Here is a 20,108-nt window from a genome sequence, read left to right as displayed (position 1 = left end):
ATGACCGAGCTGATCCGCTTCGTCCTCGACCCGGCCACCCCGGACCTGCACGCCGACAACGAGCGGCTGCGGCAGGCCGGGCCGCTCGTGCCCGTGACCACGGAGGGCGTGGACGCCTGGGCCGCCACCCGGTACGCGACCCTGATGACCGTCCTGACCCATCCGGACATGACCAGGGAGATCCGACACTGGGACCCGGTGGCCCGCGCCGGCGCCCCGCCGGGAACCGCGATCACCCGTATCGTCACCGACGTCTCCATGCTCAACGCCGAGGGCGAGGACCACCGCCGGCTGCGCGCCCCGCTGGCAGCAGGGTTCGGCCCGCGCAGGATCGAGCGGCTCCGGCCCAAGATCGCCGCCATCACCGCGGAACTGATCGACCGGCTCGCGGAGATGCCGCCGGACGAGCCGGTGGACCTGCGCAAGCACTTCGCCTACCCGCTGCCGCGCGAGGTCATCTCCGAGATGATCGGCATCCCGCGCGCGCACCAGGAGCGGCTGCACGAGCTCACCGACGCCGTCGCGCAGGTCAGCAGCGACCTCGAGGACAGTCCCGAGGTGCGCAGGGACCTGCACGGGCTGCTCCACCAGATCATCGAGGAGCGCCGGCGCACGCCCGGAGAGGACCTGATCACCGACCTGATCACGCTGCGGGAGCAGGACGGCGGACGGCTGTCGGAGACGGAGCTGTTCGCCACCATCGACCTGCTGTTCATCGCCGGGCACGTCACCACGGTCAACCTCATCACCAACGCCATCGGCGCCCTGCTCAATGTGCCGGGGCAGCTCGACCTGCTGCGCTCGGGGCAGTGCCCGTTCACCGCCGCCGTGGAGGAGACGCTGCGCTGGGACTCGCCGATCGCCTACTTCCCGTTCCGGTACGCCAAGCGCGACGTCGAGATCGACGGAGTGCACCTGCGCGCCGGGGAGCCCGTGCTGGCCTGTTTCGCCTCCGCGGGACGCGACCCCGAGCAGTCCGGGGAGGACGCGGACCGCTTCGACATCACCCGGCCGCCGGCCGCGCACCTGGCGTTCGGCCACGGGCCGCACTTCTGCCTCGGCGCGCCGCTGGCCAGGGTGGAGGCCGAGGTGGCACTGAAGGCGCTGTTCGAGGCGTTCCCCGGCATCAGGGCGGGCGCCCGGCCGGAGGAGCTGCGCCCGCTGGACACGCTGCTGGGCAACAGCACCCGCTCCATGCCCGCCGTGCTCGGCCCGCGCGCCCGCTGACCCGGTTTTCCGCACCTTGCCACGACCGCCCCGCCGTTCGTCCGGCACCGCCGATCATGGCCGGAGGTCCTCTGGGGAGGGGACCCGCATGGGAGGCGGTGCGCACGGTCAGGTCGAGCCCGTCCGGCGCCTGCTTGGAGCCGAAGTGGTGGCGTACCGGCCCCGGCGACACGCCTGGCGGTCTCCGCGATAGTCTTGCGCCGTGTCACAGCCTGACCTGCACTCCCCCCTGCGCCTGACCACCACCATCCGCCCCTACGACTGGGGCTCGGTGACCGCACTGCCCGAGTTGTTCGGCACGGAGCCGACCGGGCAACCGCAGGCGGAGCTCTGGATGGGCGCCCACCCCGCCGACCCCTCCACCGTCGGCGACACCCCGCTCGACGCGCTCATCGCCGCCGATCCCGGCGGCACGCTCGGCGAGCCCGCCGCCGCCCGCTTCGGCCCCTCCCTGCCCTACCTGCTCAAGGTCCTGGCCGTCGCGCGGCCGCTGTCGCTGCAGGTCCATCCGACCACCGAGCAGGCGCGGGCCGGGTTCGCCGACGAGACGGCGCGCGGCATCCCCCTCGACGACTTCGCCCGCACGTACAAAGACGCCTCCCACAAGCCCGAGATGGTGTGCGCGGTCACCCCGTTCCACGGGCTGTGCGGCTTCCGCTCCCCCGCCGCCACCGCCGATCTGCTCGCCCGCCTCGGCCTCCCGGGTCTGCGGCCCTGGATCGACACCCTGCGCACCGCCGAGTCCGGCCACGCGCTGCGCACCGTGTTCGCCGAGATGCTCGACGACGCCTCCCGGCCGCTGCGCGAGGAGGTCGAGCGCGCGCTGCTCGACTCCGGCGACCCCGATCTCGCCGTCTACGCCGACATCGCGCGCGCCTGCCCCGCCGACCGGGGCCTGACCGCCGCACTCCTGCTCAACCACGTGAACCTGCTCCCCGGCCAGGCCCTCTACCTGGGCGCCGGGGTCCCGCACGCCTACCTCGGCGGCATCGGCGTGGAGATCATGGCCAACTCCGACAACGTGCTGCGCTGCGGGCTGACCACCAAGCACATCGACGTTCCCAAGCTGATGCGGGTCGTCGACTTCACGCCCGGCGAGCCGCACCTGGTGCCGGCGGAGCCCGGCGCCCCCGGCGAGCACCACTACCGGCCGCCGGCGCCGGAGTTCGCGCTCAGCCGCCACGACCTCGACGGCGAGACCCCGCACGAGCTGCCGGGCGGCCTGCCGCAGATCGTCGTGTGCATCGAGGGCGAGGCCCGGCTGGGCGACGCGCTGACGTTGCGGCCGGGGCAGTCGGCCTTCATCCCGGCGGCCGCCTCGCCGACCCGGCTCGACGGCAAGGGCACCGCGTACCGGGCGCTCCCCGGGAGCTGATGCACCGTACAAACCGGGCATCTTTACAAAGTAGATTCATTGGCGGCAAACACTGCCGCAAGTCCCGGTAAATCAACCTCTTAGCTGCTATCCCTCCCCCGGCTGCCCGGTGACCATCGTCTTGTCCCCTTTACGGAGGTGAACCGATGATGATTGGCGGTCGGATGCTCATGGAGTCGCCGGCCCTCGATGTCGAGCTGATGGCATTGAAGAGGCGGGTCACGGAGCTCGAGGAGCAGATCCGCATGCTCAACGCGGCGAATCTGGCGCTCGTACGCGCCATGGAGGCCTTGAACGACCAGATACGCCTTCCTCCTGTGGAGGACCGGCTCGCGCGGACCGGCTGAGCGGCGGCCGGCCGCCACCGTCACGCCTGCAGGTAGTGCAGCACCGCGAGCACACGACGGTGGTCGCTCTCGGAGGGGGGCAGGCCCAGCTTGGTGAAGATCTGGGTCACGTGCTTCTCCACCGAGCCGTAGGAGAGGAACAACGCCTCGGCGATGGCGCCGTTGGAGCGTCCTTCGGCCATCATGGCGAGCACGTCGCGTTCCCTGGGGGTGAGCGTGCTCAGGGCCTCGGCGCGCCTGCCGGCGCCCATGATCTGGGTGACGACCTCCGGGTCGAGCACGGTCTCCCCGGCGGCGACGCGGTCGAGGGCGGAGAGGAAGTCCCTGATGTCGGCGACGCGCTCCTTGAGGAGATATCCCACTCCGTCGGCCCCGCCGGCGAGCAGGCGGGCGGCGTAGCGCGTCTCGATGTACTGGGAGAACATCAGCACGCCCAGGTCCGGATGGTCCTCGCGGATGCGGATGGCGGCCCGCAATCCTTCGTCTGTGTGCGTGGGCGGCATGCGCACGTCGATCACGGCGACGTCGGGACGGTGCTCCTCCACGGCCGCCTGGAGCGCGTCTCCGTCGCCCACGGCGGCGGCGACCTCGTGTCCCCGCGTGGTCAGCAGCAGCCGGAGGCCGTCCCTCAGAACCGCGGCGTCCTCGGCGATGACGATGCGCATTGCTTCGGCCTCCCATCAGATGTGCAGGGGCAGCCGGACGGTGACCACCGTGGGTCCGCCGGCCGGGCTGCGGACGTCGAACGCGCCGTCCACGACCGCCACCCGCTCGGCCAGGCCGCGCAGCCCGGATCCGGCGCCGACCACCGCACCGCCTCGCCCGTCGTCCCGCACGGTCAGGACGAGCAGGCCGTCCCGCACGCGTACCTCGACCGCGGCGTGCCGGGCGCCGCTGTGTTTGACCACGTTGGCCAGGAGTTCCGCTGTGCAGTAGAAGGCGATGCTCTCGACGGCGGGGGACGGCCGTACGGGCAGGTCGGCGTCGAGCTCGACGGGGAGCGGGGTGCGTGCGGCGAGCGTGGCCAGGGCGACTTCCAGCCCTTTGTCCAGCGCCGGCGGGTGGATGCCGCGGATCAGGTCGCGCAGCTCGGCCAGGATCTCCTTGGCGCTGCTGTGCGCGCCGCCGACCAGGGCGCGGGCGCGTTCAAGCCGCTCGGGACGGTCGGCCTCGGCCAGTTCCTCCTGCGCCATGCCCAGGCTCATCGCGAGGGTGACCAGCCGGGCCGCCGTGCCGTCGTGCAGGTCGCGTTCGATCCGGCGCAGCGCGGCGTCCGCGTCGAGCACCGCCCGCGCCCGCGTCTCCTCCAGGGTCCGGATCCGCAGGGCGCCGGGAGCGGGGCCGAGCAGGGTCCGAGCGAGCAGCCGCTCGGGCCCGAGCGCCAGGTGCACGCCCGCGGGGGCCAGGAGCAGCAGCGCCAGCCCGGCCACGCTCAGCAGCGGCGCGCCCGGCCAGATGTCCGGTCTGAGCCGCGCGGGGGCCCACAGCGGGGCGCCGAGCAGGAACAGGCCGCCTGCCCACAGTGTGGCGGCGGCGCCGAAGGCGAGGGCCGCGGCCGGCAGTCGGACCACGCTGTGGATGACGGCGCGCCATCCCGCGACGTCGCAGAGCGCCGCAGTGAACCAGTTGAGCAGCCCAGGCGGAGCGCGGAAAGGAGCGGGAGCAGGCGTCGGCTCCCCGGCAAGCACCCGTGCCAGGCCGCGGTTGACCGCGCCGAGGCCCCGCGCGCCATGCGCGCACAGCGCCAGCACCGGCAGGCCCACGACGTTGGCGGCCAGGAGCACGCCCACCAGCACGAGGAGGAGGTACGCGACGCCGATCCCGGCCATCAGCGGCATCGCCAGCGCGTACGCGAGTTCACGCCACACCGCGGCCCTGGCCCATGCGCGCCACGGTCCGGAGCCGCCGTCCGCCTGCCTGTCCGTACGCATGCCCGTCCAGTTTGACCGACAGCGCCCCGCCGGGCCACCCGGGGGACATCCCGAAGCCGACACGGCGGACATCCCCGTGGCGGCCGGACGATCGACCGCGCGAGCGTGGACGGAAGGTCCGCAGGAAACGGAGGAGAAGCATATGGTCCGCAGGACCGGACGGCTGGTCGCCGGATTGACGCTGGTGGCGCTGGCCGGAATCAGCCCGGCACCGGCATCGGCCGCGCTCGGGGAAGGGGACCGGCGACCCGGGTGGCGGCCATGCACCGGCGAGGGCGTGCCCGCGCGCATGGAGTGCGCCACCATCGAGGTGCCCGTGGACTGGGCGAGGCCCGCCGGGCGGAAGATCTCGCTGGACCTGGCCCGGCTGCCCGCCACCGAGCCCGCGCGCCGCATCGGCGCCGTCCTGGGCGTTCCCGGCGGCCCCGGAGGCAAGGGGATCGAGGACCTCGAGCACGCGGCCGGCGACCTGACCGAGCTGGGCCGGCGGTTCGACCTCGTCGCCTATAACCCCCGCACCACCGTGTGGTCCGACCGGCTGCCGCCCGCGTGCAGGCGGCCCGGCACCACGCTGTCCGAGCCGCGTGACCGCCGGCAGTACGAGGCCCTGGTCAAGGCGATGGCCACGCCTTCAAGGCATGCCGTGCGGCGGATGAGACCGGGCTGTTCGCCCATATGGACTCCCTGTCGGTGGCCAGGGACATGGAGGCGGTCCGCCAGGCCCTCGGCGAGGAACGGCTGAGCTTCATGGCCGCCTCCTACGGAGGGGTGCCCATGGCCGCGTACGCCCGCCTGTTCCCGCAGCGCATCCGGGCCATGTACGTCGACGGAGTGGTCAACCAGACCCTCGGGTGGCACCGGGTGAGCGGGACCACCTCGCCGTTCGAGCGGGCGTTCGCCCGGTTCACCCGCTGGTGCGCGGACACCGCTGCCTGCGCGCTGCACGGTGAGGACGCCGGAGCTGTCTGGCGCGCGCTCACCTGGAAGGCCGATCGCGAACCGATCCGGGTCACCTCGCAGCAGTTCGGCGAGGGGCAGCTGACCGGATGGCATCTTCGCAGCTTCGGCTTCCTCGGCGACCCCGGTCCGGGGAACTCGCGGTGGCTGGCCTTCGCCGACGCCGTGGACAAGGCCAGGCGCGGGGACGGGTCCGGCTTCGCCGACTTCGCGCTCGGCAACGCCCGTGTCTGGGCCATGCCCGGGGCGCTCGCGATGACGTGCGGAGACGACCGCGGGTACCGCGGATTCGCACAGCTGCGGAAGCACAGCCGCCAGGCGCGCAAGCTCTCGCCGAACTTCGGCGGCGCCGCGTTCGACTCCCTGGGCTGCGCCGGCTGGCCGCTGCCGGTGGCCAACCGGGCCCGCCCGCTGCCGGTCCGCGGGCTGCCACCGGCCCTGGGAGCGGGCAGTACGTGGGGCGACTACGTGCTGACCAGGCGTTTCACCGACATGATCCCCGGCTCGGTCACCGTCGCCTACGACGGCCCCGGGCACGTCATGTACCTGTCGGGCAAGAAGTGCCCGATCCGGCACGCCACCACGTACCTGACCGACCTGGAACTGCCCGCGCCCGGCACCGTCTGTCCCGCCGAATGACGGGGGCACGGCGCGCCGCCGGAGGCCGGCGGCGCGCCGTGGTGCTCCCCCACGGCCGGTCAGGGGAGTCGGCGGACCTTGAGCACGTTGTCCCTTCGGGTGCCTGGACGGCCGTCGGGAGCGGTCTGGGCGCGTTCGAACTCCTCGCAGCGCAGCACCTCCCACTCCCCGTCCGTCAGTTCCAGCGTCTCCAGGACCTCCTGCGGGGTCGGGAAATGCGCCTCGAACGGCGGGTTGTCCTCCCAGGACGGCCAGCCCGCGTGCCCGGCGACCAGCAGCACCCCGCCGGGCGCGACCGCCGCGGCCGCGGCGCGCAGGATCTTCTCGCGCGGCAGGTCGGTGGGCGAGTGCAGGTAGCAGGCGGAGACCAGGTCGTAGGAGCCTTCGGGGAAGGACGCATCCAGGTCGTGCCGCTGCCAGTCGACGCGGCCGGCGACCTCCGCCGCCTTGGCGTGCCCGGCGGCGCGGTCGAGCGCCACCTGCGAGATGTCCGCGGCCGTGACCCGCCAGCCGCGGCCGGCGAGCCAGATCGCGTCGGCTCCCTCGCCGCTGCCGAGGTCCAGCGCCCGGCCCGGCGCGAGGTCGGCGGCCTCCTGGACCAGGACGGCGTTGGGGTTGCCGCTCCAGACCTGCGGCTTGTCGGCGTAGAAGGCGTCCCAGAACTCCACCGGGGAGGCGGGGATCTCTCCGGGCCGGCCGTGCCACCCCGATGCGTGCGACCCCGGCCCTCCGTGGGGCGTCCCGTGCGACGCCGACCCTCCATGGGGCGTCCCGCGCGAGGCCGGTCCGTCGTGGATCGAGGCGTGCGACGCCGGTCCGTCGTGGGGGGTGGCCTGCGCGGCGCGGCGGGCGGCGACCGCGCGGCGGGTCTCCTCGGCGATCAGGTCGAAGTTGATGGCGGCCGCCGCCCGCACTCCGCCCGCCGCCGCGGCGACGACCTGGTCGGTCACGCTGGCCGCGTTCCCCGCCACCCACACCCCGGGCACGCTCGTGGCACCCGTCGCGTCGGCCGGGATGCGGGTGCCGACCACGTGCCCGGCGATCTCCTGTTCCTCCACCTCCAGCCCCAGCCCCGCCAGCAGATCTGCGCGGGCGGTGAGGCGGGTGGCGACGGCCAGCGCCCGGCAGGCCACCACCCGGCCGTCGGCCAGCCTCAGCCCGGTGAGCGCGTCTCCCGCCACCTCCAGCCCCGTCACCTCGCCCTCGACCACCGTGACGTCCCGGGCGGCCAGTTGCTCGCGCTCCTCCTCACCGAGCCCCGGCCCGGTGTGCAGGAAGAGGGTCACGTCGGCGCTCCACTGCCGCCACAGCAGCGTCTGGTGCACGGCGAGCGGCCCGGTGGCCAGCACGCCGATGGCCTGGTCGCGTACCTCCCAGCCGTGGCAGTACGGGCAGTGCAGCACGTCGCGCCCCCACCGCTCGGCCAGCCCCGGCACCTCGGGCAGCTCGTCGACCAGGCCGGTGGTCAGCAGCAGCCGGTCCGCCACGACCGCGGACCCGTCCTCGAGCACCACCCGGAACCCGCCCTCGCCGAGGCGCTCGGCGGCCACGGCGGTGCCGGTCACGACCTCGCCGCCGTACCCGGCGACCTCCTCACGGCCGGTGGCCAGCAGCTCCAGGGGCGGCGTGCCCTCCCGCGTCAGGTAGGTGTGCACGCCCCGCGCCGGGGCGTTGCGCGGCCGGCCCCCGTCGATCACCAGCACCTTGCGGCGCGCACGGCCCAGCGTGAGCGCCCCGCTCAGCCCGGCGGCCCCGCCGCCCACGACCACCACGTCGTACTTCGCGTCCACAGCGCGACTCCTCTCGCATCCATCGGATGCGCCACTGTCCGCCCGGAGGCGCGCGTTTGACAAATATCGTTGCCGGAATGGCAAAGTGGCCGGATGGACCTCGAGGAGACCCTGCAGGCGGTGGGGCCGCGGCTGCGGGCGCTGCGCCAGGAACGCGGCGCGACGCTGGCGGAGCTGGCCCAGAGCACCGGCATCTCGGTGAGCACCCTGTCGCGCCTGGAGTCGGGGCAGCGCAAGCCGACCCTGGAGCTGCTGCTCCCGCTGGCCCGCGCCCACCAGGTGCAGCTCGACGAGCTGATCGACGCGCCGGTGACCGGCGATCCGCGGGTGCACCTGCGGCCGGTCAAGCACCACGGCATGACGTACATCCCGCTGAGCCGCCGGCCCGGCGGGCTGCAGGCGTTCAAGCAGATCTACCCGCCGCACTGGCCGGGCTACGAGCCTGAGCAGCAGGTCCACGAGGGCTACGAGTGGCTGTACGTCCTGTCGGGGCGGCTGAGGCTGCTGCTGGGCCGGCACGAGGTGGTGCTGACGGCGGGAGAGGTGGCGGAGTTCGACACCCGCACGCCGCACGCCTTCGTCAACCCGGAGGCCGAGCCGACCGAGGTGCTGGCGTTGTTCGGGCCGCAGGGCGAGCGCATGCACGTGAGGGCCCGTCCTGCCGCCAAGTGAGGCGCGTGATCGGCGCCGAGGGCCTAAAGTCCCAGTGCGGAGGAACGCGTGACTCCGCTCGACTTGATCACATCGGCGGCAGGGGGTGCTCGATGCGGCGTGTGCGGTGGTGGTTGCGGAGATACTGGCCGGACGGCAATCCGCTGCGCCGGCGCGCCGATCGCCTGGAGGCCGCCGGGCTGCTGGTGGCGGTGCTGCTGGTGACGGCCTGCGTGTGGCCGGCGGTGGCGGCCGGGCGGCAGACGCACGACTCGGCCGCGGACGACCGCGGACGGGTCCGGGTGATGGCGACGTTACTGGCGGACGCGCCCGTCACGCACCTGTCGTTCGGCGCGGTCGCCGCCGGGCAGACCACGGCGGCGCGCTGGGCGACGCCCTCCGGCGAGCAGCGCACCGGGCAGGTACGCGCCCCGGCTCGGGCCAAGGCGGGCGCCCGCGTGCCGCTCTGGGTCGACGCCGCCGGGCGGCCGGCCCTGGCCCCGCCGGGCCGCCTAGCGCTCCAGGTGACGGCGGTGGCGACGGGGACGCTGGTCTGGGCGGTGTCGGCGGCGCTCGTGGCGGCGGCGTTCGCCGGGTTCCGCCGGCTGCTCGATCGCGCCCGGTACCGCGCCTGGGACGCGGCCTGGATCTCCCAGACCCGCGAGCGCCGCCCGTAGACCGCCGCCCCTGCCCATGCCCCTGGTCATGGATCCGGGAAGGTTTTTCTGGGAACCTGTCGATTCCGGCCTCACCCGCTTGTCGGTGTTGCACCGGGGCCGCTGGAGTGCGGCCGGCGACGACCCGAGAGCGGAGGCCGATGACGATGTCCACCAGAGGATTCGAGATCCCCGGCGTGTGCGCGGAGGTGGCGTGATGCCCCAGTACGCGGTGCTGCTGTACGAGCGCGTCCCCCCGGCCGACCTGCCCGAGGAGGTCCAGCGGGGGCACCTGGCGATGCCGGGCGAGGCGAAGGAGCTGGGCGGGCGGATCGTCTCGGGCATGGCGCTGGACCAGCCGGACACGGCCACCGCGATCCGCGGCGGCCTGGTGACGGACGGGCCGTTCATCGAGACGAAGGAGGTGCTGGCCGGGGTCTTCGTGATCGAGGCCCGCGACCTGGACCACGCGCTCGCCATCGCCAAGCTCACCCCGACCGTGCAGGGCGGCGTGGAGGTCCGGCCGCTCGTCGGCTACGAGGTGCTGGAGGAGAGCTGACCGCGGTCGAGGAGGCCGTCGCCGAGGCGCACCGCCGCGAGTGGGCCTTCGTGCTCGCTGCGACGGTGCGCGTGACGCGCGACCTGGACGCGGCCGAGGAGGCGGTGCAGGACGCCTACGTGCAGGCGCTGCGCACGTGGCCCCGCGACGGGGTGCCGGCGCGTCCGGGCGCGTGGCTGACCACGGCGGCCCGGCGCAACGCGCTCACCATGCTGCAACGCCGTGCGACGCTGCGGCGCAAGCTGCCTCTGCTGGTGGAGCCGGAGGAGGACGCGGGCATGCCTGAGCCGCGGGCCATCCCCGACGATCGCCTGCGGCTCATCTTCACCTGCTGCCATCCGGCGCTCTCCCCCGACGCGCGCGTCGCGCTCACGCTGCGGCTGGTGTGCGGGGTGGCGACGGCGGACCTCGCGCAGGCGTTCCTGGTGAGCGAGCCGACCATGGCCGCCCGGCTGACCCGGGCCAAGAAGAAGATCGCCGCGCGGATCCCGTACCGGGTGCCGGCGGGGGATCTGCCCGCGCGGGTGGACGCGGTGCTCACCGCGATCCACCTGCTCTACTCCACCGGTCACACCGCGCACTCGGGCCGGGAGCTGGTACGCGACGAGCTCACGGACCGGGCGCTGGACCTCGCGCGCCTGCTGCACCTGCTGTTGCCCGCCGAGCGGGAGGCCGCCGGGCTGCTGGCGCTGCTGCTGGTGCATCATGCGCGGCGGGCGACCCGTACCGACGCCGACGGCCGCCTGCTGCGGCTGGAGGAGCAGGACCGCTCGGCGTGGGACCGGGAGCTGATCGCCGAGGCGGACCGGCTGCTGGTGGCGACACTGCGGTCGGGGCCGCCGGGGCGCTTCACGCTGCAGGGGGCCATCGCCGCCGTGCACGCCCAGGCGCCCGGCTACGCGAGCACGGACTGGCCGCAGATCCTCATCCTGTACGGCGAGCTGCTGCGGATCTGGCCGTCGCCGGTCGTCGCGCTCAACCGGGCAGTCGCGCTGTCCATGGTGGAGGGGCCGGGGGCGGCGCTGGCCGAGGTCGAGGCGCTCGAACGCGACGGCCGCCTGGCCGGCTACCGCTACCTGCCCGCCACCAAGGCCGACCTGCTGCACCGCCTGGGCCGCGACACGGAGGCGGTGGAGGCGTACCGGGCGGCGCTGGCGCTCAGCGACAACGCGGCCGAGCAGGAGTTCCTCACCGAACGCCTCCGCGAGATCGGTTGACCGGCAGGGCAGGGGGCGCGGGATCGGCCGGCCGCCCGAGAGGTCGGCGCGAGATCGGCCGCCCACCCGAGAGGTCGGCGCGAGATCGGCCGCCCGCCCGCGAGGTCGGCGCGCGATCGGTCACCCGGCGGAGCGGTCGGCGAGGGGGCGGCGGCGGCCCGTCCACGTCGGCGAGCGCCGGTGGCCGCCAGGCACCGTCCGGCTGGTACAGGTTCGTGCCCGGCGGCACGATCTCGTCGATGCGGTCCAGCGTCGCGTCGTCCAGTGTCACCGAGGCGCCCTTGAGGGTGGCGTCCACCTGCTCCATCGTCCGCGGGCCGATGATCACCGACGTGACGGCGGGGTGCGTCGCGGGGAACGCCACGGCCAGCTCCGGCAACGTGCACCCGAGCTCCTCGGCCACCTCCGCGAGCCGTTCGACGCCTCCGGCTTGGTGACGTTCTCGGGGATCGACGGGTCGAAGCGATGGCGGTCGAGCAGCGAATACGGCGGCTGCTCGGTCCTGAACCGCTGCAGCCTGCGCCGTCCGGCCACGTGGTGCGCCTCCACGATCTCCTCGGCCGGGAACGTCGAGCAGCCGAACGCGCGGATCTTGCCCTGGGCGACCAGGTCGCCCAGCGCGCCGAGGGTCTCCTCGACGTCGGTCGTGTGGTCGGGGCGGTGGACCTGGTAGAGGTCGATCCAGTCGGTCTGGAGGCGCCGGAGACTGTCCTCGACCTCCTTGACGATCCACCGCCGCGAGTTCCCGTTCCTGTTGCGGCCCTGCCCCATCTGGAAGTGCACCTTGGTGGCCAGGACGACGTCGTCGCGCCGCCCGCGCAGCGCCTTGCCGACGATCTCCTCCGACTCGCCGGCCGAGTACATGTCGGCCGTGTCGATGAAGTTGATCCCCTCGTCGAGGGCGTGGTGGATGATGCGGGCGCAGTCGTCGTGATCGGGGTTGCCGACCGCGCCGAACATCATGGCGCCCAGGCAGTGGACGCTCACCTCGATGCCGGTGCCGCCCAGGGTGCGATAGCGCATGGTCATGGCGGGCAAGCCTAGAAGCTCGAGTCGGCTCTAGATCAAGCCCGCCAGGCGCCGGAGCGGGCCGCTTCCCTGACGAAGCCGGTGAAGTCGCGGGCGTCCCTGCCGAGCGCGTGCCGGACGCCGTCGGAGATGTGGGCGTCCAGGCCGAGCCGGATGGCGGCGACCACGTCGGCGTACTCCTTGGCGTCGCCGGCCGGCCATCCCTGCTCGACCAGCTCGGCTACGAACTCGTCGGGCGACAGCGGGACATAACGGATCTTCCGGCCAGTCACGGCCGAGATCTCGGCGGCGGCCTCCGCCATGGTGAGGGCGCGCGGGCCGGACAGCTCGTACGTGCGTCCGGCGTGGCCGTCCTCCGTCAGGGCGGCCACGGCCACGTCGGCGATGTCCTCGGCGTCCACGAAACTGGCCGCGCCGTCCCCGGCGGGCAGCCTGAGCTCGCCGGCCAGGACCGCCTCCCGGAAGAAGCCCTCGCTGAAGTTCTGCGCGAACCAGCCCGGCCGCAGGATCGTCCAGGGCACGTCGCCGCTCCGTACCGCGTCCTCTCCGTCGACGTGGGTCCGGCCCACGGCGCTGGACGGGTCCCCGTAGCCCGGCACGTCCACGCCGCGGCCCGACAGCAACACGAGACGGCCCACGCCCAAACGCGCGGCGCGTTCGGCGAAGGGGCGGGTGAGGAGCGCGCCGTCGAGCGGCACCACGTACGCCGCCGCGACGCCGTCGAGGGCGGCGTCCCAGGTGGCACGGTCGTTCCAGTCGAAGCGCACGTCAGCAGAGCGGGCGGCCACACGGACGTCCGCCCCGCGCGCCCGCAATCCGGCGGCGACCCGGCCGCCCGTCTTGCCCGTGCCGCCCACCACGAGAATCGAATGCATCGTCATGGGGCAAGTCAACGGGCATGCCGGGGCCGCGGGCCATACCTGTGCGGCTCGCACGCATGTCCGTGCGTCTCGGGGCGGTACGCGTTTCCGTGGCCGCCTTCCGGGCGTCTCGGGGCGGGACGTGATCTCCGGGCGACTCAGGTGCGGTTCGGGCAGGATGTGACCAGAGGGCGTTCTGCCTACGGCCCGGGCACGGCGCGACCCGCAGCCCTCTCGGGTGCAGGTCGGGCAGGGCGAGACCCGCGGCCTTCTCGGGTGCGGCTCGGTCAGGGCGAAGCCTGTCCGAGCTGTCTTGGCGGCGGCTCTGGCAGAGCGTGATCTGCGGGCGTCTAGGGTGGTGGCGTGGACGTGCTGGCCCGCTTGATGGACGGGGTGCGGGCGCGGGGGGCCGTGTTCGGGCAGGCGGTGCTGGACCCGCCGTGGTCGCTGCGGTTCGCCGTGGACGCGCCGCTGGCGCTGGTCGCCATGCTGCGCCACCGGGCGTGGCTCGTTCCCGGTGACGACCATGCGCCGGTGTCGCTGGGCACGGGGGACGTCGCGGTCGTCCGCGGGGAGTTCACCGTCGCCGACGACCCGTCCACGCCGCCGCGACACGTGGTCACGACCTCCGGCTACTGCGCCGAGGGCGTCCGGCCGCTGGCCGCCCGCACATGTGGCGACCGTCCGGATGCGACCGCCCTCCTCCTCGGCGGCGCGTACGGCGGCGGCGTCAGCGCGCGGCTGCTGCGGGCGCTCCCCCAGGTGCTGGTGGTCGGCGGGGACGATCGGCAGCGGCCGCTGCTGGACCTGGCGACCGGCGAGGTGACCAGCGACGTCCCGGGACAGCAGGTGGTGCTCGACCGGCTGCTCGACCTGCTGCTGGGCGCCACGCTCCGGAGCTGGTTCGACCGGCCGGGCGCCCGTGCCCCGGCCTGGTACCGGCCGACGGGCGATCCCGTCGTCGACCGTGCCCTCAGGCTGATGCACGACGATCCGGCCCATCCGTGGACGGTCGCGGGGCTCGCGTCCCGGACGGGAACGTCGCGGGCCGCGTTCACCCGCCGGTTCACGGCGCACGTGGGTGAGCCGCCGATGCGGTATCTGACCGGCTGGCGGATCGCGCTGGCGGCCGACCTGCTGCGCGAGAGCGACGCCACGGTGGCGGCCGTCGCCCGTCAGGTCGGCTACGCCAACGCCTTCTCGCTGAGCGTCGCCTTCAAACGCATCAACGGCATCCCCCCGACCCAAGGCCGCCCCCACCCCACTTCTTCCTGACCCACCGCCCTTCCACTTCACGACATCCCGTGGAAGGAGGAGCCGGGGCCCTTCTCGGCGGGCTGCCGGCCGTCACACGCCCCGGAAGCGTGCCGGCGGCCGCAGGACGCGCGGCGAAGACAGGACCCCCGCCGAAGACAGGACACGCGGCCGGAGACGGCACCGCAGCCGGGCGGGTGGCGGGGCCCGTGCGGCGGGGCCCGCACCCGAAGCAGGGCCCCGCCGCAGCGACACCCGCGCCAAGGCGAGGAAGCCCCGTGGCTGGACCGCTGGGCGCCGACTGCGCGGTACGACCGGGCCCAGCGCGACCCACCCGCCCAGACCGACGCCACACAACCCGCCCCAGACCGACGCGACCGCCCAGACCGACGCCACACAACCCGCCCCAGACCGACGCGACCGCCGAGCCCGTGGGGCGCGTGTCCAGGCGGGGTGGGCGAATAGGGCGTATCCGGGCGGGTGGGCGGCGGATCGGCCGGGTCCGGCCGGAGTGGGGCGGGTGGAGGCGGGGCCATGGGGGCGGGGCGATCCCGGGCAGGCGGGTCAGGAGTCCGGGTGCCGGTCCTCGTCGGTGGCGAAGCCGTCCAGGGTTTCGCGTTCCGCCAAGGTGCGCAGTTCCTCGAAGACGGTGATGTGGAGGCCGGCGGGGGCGTCGAGGCGGGCGTTCAGCGACTGCCACGGGGTGACCGTGGGCGGGGCGACCTCGGTCGCGCCCGCGGACACCAGGCGCTCGGTCGTGCCCCGGGCGTCGTCCACCTCGAATGCGACCCGGATCTTCGGGGCCACCTGCCGCCCCACCTCCACCTCGTCGATCATTTTCTTCTGCGCCGGGTTGGCGATCTCCAGGGTGGCCCTCCCGGCGTCCAGGATGGCCACCCTGGCACCGTCTCCGCTGGAGAACGCGGCCTGCTCGGGCAGCCCCAGGACGTCGCGGTAGAAGGCCAGCGCGGCCTCGTAGTCCTCGGCCTCCACCACCAGGCGGAGCTGACGGACGGGGCGGCCGCCCGCCGGATCGGTGTGCGTGCTCATGGATCTCCTTCGCGGAAAATGATCGTCCCCTGCACTCAACCCGCCGGCCCCATCCGTTCATCCCGGCCGGCGCGCGGCAGCCCGCCGAGCAGCTCGGCGAAGGTGGTGGCGAACCTGGCCGACCGGCCCGTCCAGTTCACCTCGTACAACGGCCCCATCGGCATCCGCAAGACCCGGGCGTGGGACCCGGCGAAGAGGGCGTTCGTCTGGGCCGAGGGCGACGTGGCCGTCTCCCGACGAACGCCGGCAGGCCACCCTGTTCAAGGACCTTAGCCGGCCACCGCGCGTCCGGTTCGCCGACCGCCGGACGGGCCGCAAAAGCGAGGTCGAGCTGCCCGTCGCGCTCGACCCCAAGAGGAACGTCGCCTACCTCGACACGCTCTCGCCCTCCTGGTCGCCGGACGGCCGGCACCTGCTGGTCAACGTCTTCGAGCACGGCGTCGGCGGCTTCCAGTGGACCTGGCACGTCCGCGGCCCGGCCGCCGCGGACGTGGGGCACGTTCACCCCGTCCGGCCGCCGTTTCGTCATCGCCTGCACCTCACTGGAGAAGGCGGCCTGCGTGTGAGACACGGCGACCGGCAAAGGCCGTCACCCGCATCAAGACCACCTTCAGCTCTTCGCGGGGCCCGGTGCTCGGCTGGTACGACGAGCGCCATCTGCTCGCCCCCACCGACCAGGGGTTCGGCATCGTGAACTTCAAGGGAAAGGTCGTCGAAACGCTTATCAAGGTCGGTAAGAATGACCATTTCCACCCTCGTTTAGAAGCGCGCGCCCGCAACTGAGGCCCCTTTTGCTCATTTTGACAACTTTCCCGGGAACCGCCGCTCCGGCCGGAAACGTCATTTGACCAAACGGGGTATCCGGGAAATTCGTCAGTAAGGGGGACGCTCATGCACGAGGTCTTCTACGGGATCTCCATCGTGTTGTTCGCGCTCGTCGCGTACATCGCGATCAGGACCCGGCTCGCATTGGTCCTCGCCCGGACCGCTCCCGCTCCGGCCTCGCGCCATCCCCTCGACCTCTATGAGGCGGCGTACCTGGCCGGCGGGCCCCGCCGGGTCGTCAACACGGCGCTCGTGTCGCTGGTCGCGCAGGGCGGGATCCGGGTGTCGAGCGAAGGGGTCGTCACGCCGGTGCAGGGCTTCCGGCCGGACGACGACACGCCGATCGAGCGGGCGGCCTTCAAGTACGTCAGGCAGGCTTCGGGCGGGCTCACGACGGCCCAGGTACGGCACAGCACGGTCGCGGACAACGCGATGCGGCGGCTGACCACGCCGCTGTGGCGGAACGGCCTGCTGATGTCGCCGGCCGACCGGGTGCGGGCGCGGCGGCGTACGAGGCTGCTGATGGTCTTCGGCGTGCTGGCGGCGATCGTGGCCGTGGCAGGCCTGGCCCTGCGCGGGCCGATCGGCGCGGCCGTGATGGCGGCCGCCGCCGCGGTCGTGGGCTTGGCCTGCTACGCCTGGCTGCGCCGCGCCATGACGAACCCGCTGACGAACGCCGGCAGGGCCGCGCTGGAGCAGGCGGACCTGCGCGGGTCGGCGGACGGGTCGTGGTCGAGCTCCGACGACATCAAGGTGGTGGCGCTGCACGGGCTGACCAAGCTGCCGGACCGGCAGCTGGCCGACACGCTGCAGCGCGACACCCGGATCCACCTCGCGTCCGGCGGGACCGCCGCGTGCTGCGCCCCGGGCCACTGCGGGTCGTACGGCCCCTCGTACGTCCCCGTCTACGACACCGGATCGTACGGCGGAAGCGACTTCGGCGGAGGCGGCGGCTTCTCCTTCGGCGGCGGTGACTTCGGCGGAGGCGGCGGGGGCGGGGGTTGCGGGGGCGGCGGCGGATGCGGAGGCGGCGGCTCCTGACGGCGGCTCCTGATGGGGGCCCGGCCGGGGGTCACGGCCTCCGGCCGGCGGCCGTCAGCCGCGACCGTACCGGTCCTCCGCCCGCCAGAAGTACCAGGAGCCGACGACGAGCGCGGCCACCGCCCAGCTCAGGCACGACACCCACACCATCTGCGGCGGCGTGTGCTTGACGATGAGGATGTCGCGCATCCACTCGATGTAGGAGGCGGCCGGGTTCAGGTACATGGCGGTGGCCACCCATTCGGGCAGTTGCGCGCTGTTGACGACCTTGTCGTGGATGGCGAAGAAGACGCCCGACGCGTACAGCCAGGTCCGCATGATGAACGGCAGCAGCTGGTTGAGGTCGCGCATGGACGCGCCCAGCCTGGCCAGGATCAGCCCCGCCCCGATGTTGAAGAGGGTCTGCAGCAGCAGCACCACCGGGATCATGAGCCAGAACCAGGTGGGCAGCTCGCCGGTGATCACCACGATGACCAGGAGCACCCCCATGGAGATCACCAGCTGCTGGAGCTCCTGGATCGTGTACGCCAAAGGCAGCGAGGCGCGCGGGAAGTGCAGGGCCCGGATCAGCGACAGGTTGCCGGAGATCGACTTGGCGCCCGCGGTGACGGTCCGCTGCGTGTACGTGAACACGAACATGCCGGTCAGCAGGAAGGCCGGGTAGTTGTCGATGTTCTTGCTGCCGCCCAGGATGAGGCCGAACATCACGTAGTAGATGGCCGCGTTGAGCAGCGGGGTGATGACCTGCCACAGCTGGCCGAGTGCCGAGCCGGAGTATTTCGAGACGTTGCGCGAGGTGGCGTACGTCAGGACGAAATGCCGCCGCTCCCACAGCTGGCGCAGGTAGACGGGGAACCGGGGGCGTGCTATGGCAGGACGGAGGCCGTACTTCTTGGCGAGCTCGGCCAGCGACCCGCTCTCCGGGGAAGCGTTTTCCAGTTGGCTCATGGGCACCTCGATGCTTTGCGGTCACCGCTCGCCCGGTGACCGGTGGGTCGTCAGCATTCAGATCATCCCTTGTCACCGGGGGTGTCAGTCCAGATTTCAACGGGAGCGTCGTGGAAGGGTCGGCCGGCCAGGTGCGGCCGCAGCGTCTCGTCGAGGGCGTCGCGCATGGCCTCGGCGAGAGGGCGCTCGCCGGTCAGCGCCCACAGGATGAGCACGCCGTTGTAGGTCACCTGGACCGCCCGGGCCAGCCGTCCGACGTCCGCCTCGCCCGCCAGCTCCCCCGCCGCCACGGCGGCGGACAGCAGGCCGGCGATCTCGTCGCGGGTGCGGCGGGCGTGCTCGGCGGCGTGCCCGCGGAACTCCGGGTCGGTCAGGTCGAGCTGCAGGAAGCCGAGGCTGTGGGCGAGCTCCTCCGGTGTGGAGACGCCCTCCGTCAGCTCGGCGAGCGCGGCGTGCAGGGCCTCCAGCGGCGAGCCGTGAACCTCGCGGGCCCGCTGGAACGGCAGGGGCACGGTCTCCGCGGAGTGGCCGGCGAGCGCCAGCAGCAGCCCGCGCTTCGAGCCGAACCGCTGCACCAGCGTGGCCGGGGACAGCCCGGCCTCCTGGGCGACCGCGGCCAGGGTGACGCCCTGCGGGCCGTGCCGCCCGACCGCGCGGGCGGCGGCCTGCAGTATGGCCTCGTCGCTGGTCGTGCGCGGCCTGCCCATGATCGCCTCCCCCTCGTTAGTGAATCGTGGTTCGTAAACTATCAGCCGAGGTCGGGCAGATGGCGGCGGGCGTGGCCGAGGAACGCCCGGGCGGCGGGGCTCTTCGGCCCGTCCGGCCGCCAGACCAGGCCCATCCTGGCGCGGGTGCTCGGCTCGGTGAGTGCCAGCACGTGCAGCTCGGACCTGGTCGCGGCGGCCGCCGACTCCGGCAGGATCGCCGTGCCGAGCCCGCGCGCGGCCAGCTCGCCCAGCACGTACGGCTCGCTGGCCTCGAATGACACGTGGGGCGCGAAGCCGGCCCGGGCGCAGACGTCCTCCAGCGCCGTCCGCAAGCCGGTGCCTATGGGCAGGCTGATCAGCGGCAGCCCGGCCAGCTCTGCCACGGTGATCGAGTCTCTGGCGGCCAGCTCGTGATCGCGGCGCACAGCCGCCACGAGCGCCTGGTCGACGACCACCTGCGCCTCCAGCCCCGGCGGGAGCGGGCCGCCGAGCCCGAGCAGGCCGAGGTCGAGCCGGCCGCTCAGGAGGCCGTCGACCAGCGCCTCGGGCTGGGTCTCCACGAGCGAGATCTCCACAGCCGGGTGGAGCTCGTGGAACGAGGCGAGCATGTCGGCCAGCCTGAGCACCGAGGGCGCGGTGACACCGGCCATGACGACGTGGCCGCGCAGCAACTCGGTGAACTCCTCCACGGCCTGCCGCATCCCGGCGACCGCGCCCAGCGCGGCCCGCGCGTACGGCAGCACGGCCTCGCCCACCTCGGTCAGCCGGACCGTGCGCCCCGTCCGGTCGAACAACGGCTCGCCGAGCTCGCGTTCGAGCTGGCGGACCTGCGCGCTCACGCCGGGCTGGGCGACGTGCAGGCGGGCGGCGGCCCGGGTGAAGCCGCCCTCCTCGGCGACCGCGACGAGATATTCGAGCTGGCGCAGTTCCATAGCCGGGCAGGTTAGCAACGGCCCACCGGCCCTCTTTCCGCACCTTCGTCACCGCTGTCTTCGACCGAATGTCCGCACTTCGGCGGAGGTCTTCTCGGGGATATACGGGGAGG

The 20,108-nt window shown here is 73.4% G+C and carries 22 protein-coding genes and 1 pseudogene; 12 read left to right on the top strand and 11 right to left on the bottom strand.

The genetic code is table 11. The features are described from left to right. The 3 genes from ID574_RS44960 to ID574_RS44950 all read left to right on the top strand — a co-directional run bounded on the left by ID574_RS44960 (position 1) and on the right by ID574_RS44950 (position 2,949). Positions 1-1,227 carry a cytochrome P450 family protein gene (locus tag ID574_RS44960; protein WP_188195186.1) on the top strand — a complete coding sequence of 409 codons (1,227 nt, stop codon included), beginning with the start codon at positions 1-3 and terminating at the stop codon, positions 1,225-1,227. Positions 1,228-1,429: 202 nt separating this feature from the next. Then, the gene (gene manA / locus ID574_RS44955; protein WP_223167730.1) at positions 1,430-2,602 is read left to right on the top strand and encodes a mannose-6-phosphate isomerase, class I; all 1,173 of its coding nucleotides are present in this window, start codon (positions 1,430-1,432) and stop codon (positions 2,600-2,602) included. 146 nt (positions 2,603-2,748) lie between these two features. Next, positions 2,749-2,949, top strand: a complete 201-nt coding sequence (locus ID574_RS44950; RefSeq protein WP_188195185.1) for a hypothetical protein — start codon at positions 2,749-2,751, stop codon at positions 2,947-2,949. A 20-nt stretch (positions 2,950-2,969) separates the two neighbouring features. On the opposite strand, the gene ID574_RS44945 is transcribed toward ID574_RS44950, so the two are convergent. Beyond that, positions 2,970-3,614 carry a response regulator transcription factor gene (locus ID574_RS44945; RefSeq protein ID WP_188195184.1) on the bottom strand — a complete coding sequence of 215 codons (645 nt, stop codon included), beginning with the start codon at positions 3,612-3,614 and terminating at the stop codon, positions 2,970-2,972. Positions 3,615-3,629: 15 nt separating this feature from the next. Further along, a complete protein-coding gene (locus ID574_RS44940; protein WP_188195183.1) occupies positions 3,630-4,880 on the bottom strand; it encodes a sensor histidine kinase in 1,251 nt (416 codons plus the stop codon). Positions 4,881-5,540: 660 nt separating this feature from the next. On the opposite strand from ID574_RS44940, the pseudogene ID574_RS62525 reads away from it, so the two are divergent. Both ID574_RS62525 and ID574_RS44930 read left to right on the top strand, forming a co-directional pair. Further along, positions 5,541-5,654, top strand: a pseudogene (locus ID574_RS62525) (hypothetical protein); the annotation flags it as partial. Beyond that, entirely contained in the window at positions 5,628-6,476 is an 849-nt protein-coding gene (locus ID574_RS44930) for an alpha/beta hydrolase (RefSeq protein ID WP_336245616.1), read from the top strand. The pseudogene ID574_RS62525 and the gene ID574_RS44930, both read left to right, overlap by 27 nt. 59 nt (positions 6,477-6,535) lie before the next feature. Here ID574_RS44930 and ID574_RS62520 read toward each other — a convergent pair whose 3' ends face one another. Next, positions 6,536-8,266: an FAD-dependent oxidoreductase gene (locus ID574_RS62520; RefSeq protein WP_188195180.1), complete on the bottom strand. Its 1,731-nt coding sequence runs from the start codon at positions 8,264-8,266 to the stop codon at positions 6,536-6,538. Between the two features lie 93 nt (positions 8,267-8,359). On the opposite strand from ID574_RS62520, the gene ID574_RS44920 reads away from it, so the two are divergent. From ID574_RS44920 to ID574_RS44905, 4 genes are all read left to right on the top strand, one after another. Further along, a complete protein-coding gene (locus tag ID574_RS44920) occupies positions 8,360-8,938 on the top strand; it encodes a helix-turn-helix domain-containing protein (protein WP_188195179.1) in 579 nt (192 codons plus the stop codon). 92 nt (positions 8,939-9,030) lie between these two features. Then, complete coding sequence (locus ID574_RS44915) at positions 9,031-9,594, top strand: Rv1733c family protein (RefSeq protein WP_188195178.1); 564 nt, start codon at positions 9,031-9,033, stop codon at positions 9,592-9,594. Between the two features lie 196 nt (positions 9,595-9,790). Next, positions 9,791-10,132: a YciI family protein gene (locus tag ID574_RS44910; RefSeq protein WP_188195177.1), complete on the top strand. Its 342-nt coding sequence runs from the start codon at positions 9,791-9,793 to the stop codon at positions 10,130-10,132. Between the two features lie 50 nt (positions 10,133-10,182). After that, entirely contained in the window at positions 10,183-11,349 is a 1,167-nt protein-coding gene (locus ID574_RS44905; protein ID WP_188195176.1) for an RNA polymerase sigma factor, read from the top strand. Here ID574_RS44905 and ID574_RS60760 read toward each other — a convergent pair. From ID574_RS60760 to ID574_RS44895, 3 genes are read right to left on the bottom strand one after another with little or no spacing between them, the layout of a single operon-like run. Continuing rightward, the gene (locus ID574_RS60760; protein WP_223167729.1) at positions 11,321-11,752 is read right to left on the bottom strand and encodes an aldo/keto reductase; all 432 of its coding nucleotides are present in this window, start codon (positions 11,750-11,752) and stop codon (positions 11,321-11,323) included. The genes ID574_RS44905 and ID574_RS60760 overlap by 29 nt on opposite strands. Then, positions 11,674-12,378: an aldo/keto reductase gene (locus ID574_RS44900; protein WP_223167728.1), complete on the bottom strand. Its 705-nt coding sequence runs from the start codon at positions 12,376-12,378 to the stop codon at positions 11,674-11,676. The genes ID574_RS60760 and ID574_RS44900 overlap by 79 nt, the downstream gene beginning before the upstream one ends. Before the next feature lie 35 nt (positions 12,379-12,413). Next, a complete protein-coding gene (locus ID574_RS44895; protein ID WP_188195175.1) occupies positions 12,414-13,259 on the bottom strand; it encodes an NmrA family NAD(P)-binding protein in 846 nt (281 codons plus the stop codon). Positions 13,260-13,601: 342 nt separating this feature from the next. On the opposite strand from ID574_RS44895, the gene ID574_RS44890 reads away from it, so the two are divergent. Continuing rightward, positions 13,602-14,513: an AraC family transcriptional regulator gene (locus ID574_RS44890; protein WP_188195174.1), complete on the top strand. Its 912-nt coding sequence runs from the start codon at positions 13,602-13,604 to the stop codon at positions 14,511-14,513. Between the two features lie 543 nt (positions 14,514-15,056). On the opposite strand, the gene ID574_RS44885 is transcribed toward ID574_RS44890, so the two are convergent. Both ID574_RS44885 and ID574_RS62025 read right to left on the bottom strand, forming a co-directional pair. Beyond that, on the bottom strand, positions 15,057-15,542 hold the full coding sequence (locus ID574_RS44885; RefSeq protein ID WP_188195173.1) for a VOC family protein: 486 nt from the start codon (positions 15,540-15,542) through the stop codon (positions 15,057-15,059). A gap of 35 nt (positions 15,543-15,577) precedes the next feature. Further along, positions 15,578-15,712 (bottom strand): hypothetical protein, encoded by a 135-nt coding sequence (locus ID574_RS62025; RefSeq protein ID WP_262496124.1) that lies wholly within the window; start codon positions 15,710-15,712, stop codon positions 15,578-15,580. A gap of 460 nt (positions 15,713-16,172) precedes the next feature. Between ID574_RS62025 and ID574_RS44880 the strand changes: the two genes are divergently transcribed. Then, positions 16,173-16,325, top strand: coding sequence for a hypothetical protein (locus ID574_RS44880; RefSeq protein ID WP_188195172.1), 153 nt, complete (start codon positions 16,173-16,175; stop codon positions 16,323-16,325). A gap of 108 nt (positions 16,326-16,433) precedes the next feature. Further along, positions 16,434-17,408, top strand: coding sequence for a TIGR04222 domain-containing membrane protein (locus ID574_RS44875; RefSeq protein WP_188195171.1), 975 nt, complete (start codon positions 16,434-16,436; stop codon positions 17,406-17,408). Positions 17,409-17,462: 54 nt separating this feature from the next. On the opposite strand, the gene ID574_RS44870 is transcribed toward ID574_RS44875, so the two are convergent. From ID574_RS44870 to ID574_RS44860, 3 genes are all read right to left on the bottom strand, one after another. Beyond that, positions 17,463-18,356: an ABC transporter permease gene (locus ID574_RS44870; RefSeq protein ID WP_188195170.1), complete on the bottom strand. Its 894-nt coding sequence runs from the start codon at positions 18,354-18,356 to the stop codon at positions 17,463-17,465. Positions 18,357-18,418: 62 nt separating this feature from the next. Continuing rightward, positions 18,419-19,063 (bottom strand): TetR/AcrR family transcriptional regulator, encoded by a 645-nt coding sequence (locus ID574_RS44865; RefSeq protein ID WP_188195169.1) that lies wholly within the window; start codon positions 19,061-19,063, stop codon positions 18,419-18,421. 41 nt (positions 19,064-19,104) lie between these two features. After that, positions 19,105-19,995: a LysR family transcriptional regulator gene (locus ID574_RS44860; protein WP_188195168.1), complete on the bottom strand. Its 891-nt coding sequence runs from the start codon at positions 19,993-19,995 to the stop codon at positions 19,105-19,107. Positions 19,996-20,108 lie beyond the last annotated feature (113 nt).

Origin of the sequence: Nonomuraea sp. SYSU D8015 (genome assembly GCF_008065375.1) — a bacterium.
Lineage (GTDB): Bacteria > Actinomycetota > Actinomycetes > Streptosporangiales > Streptosporangiaceae > Nonomuraea.
The sequence above is the reverse complement of the archived record's forward strand: the minus strand, read 5'-3'. Positions and strand labels throughout refer to the sequence as shown.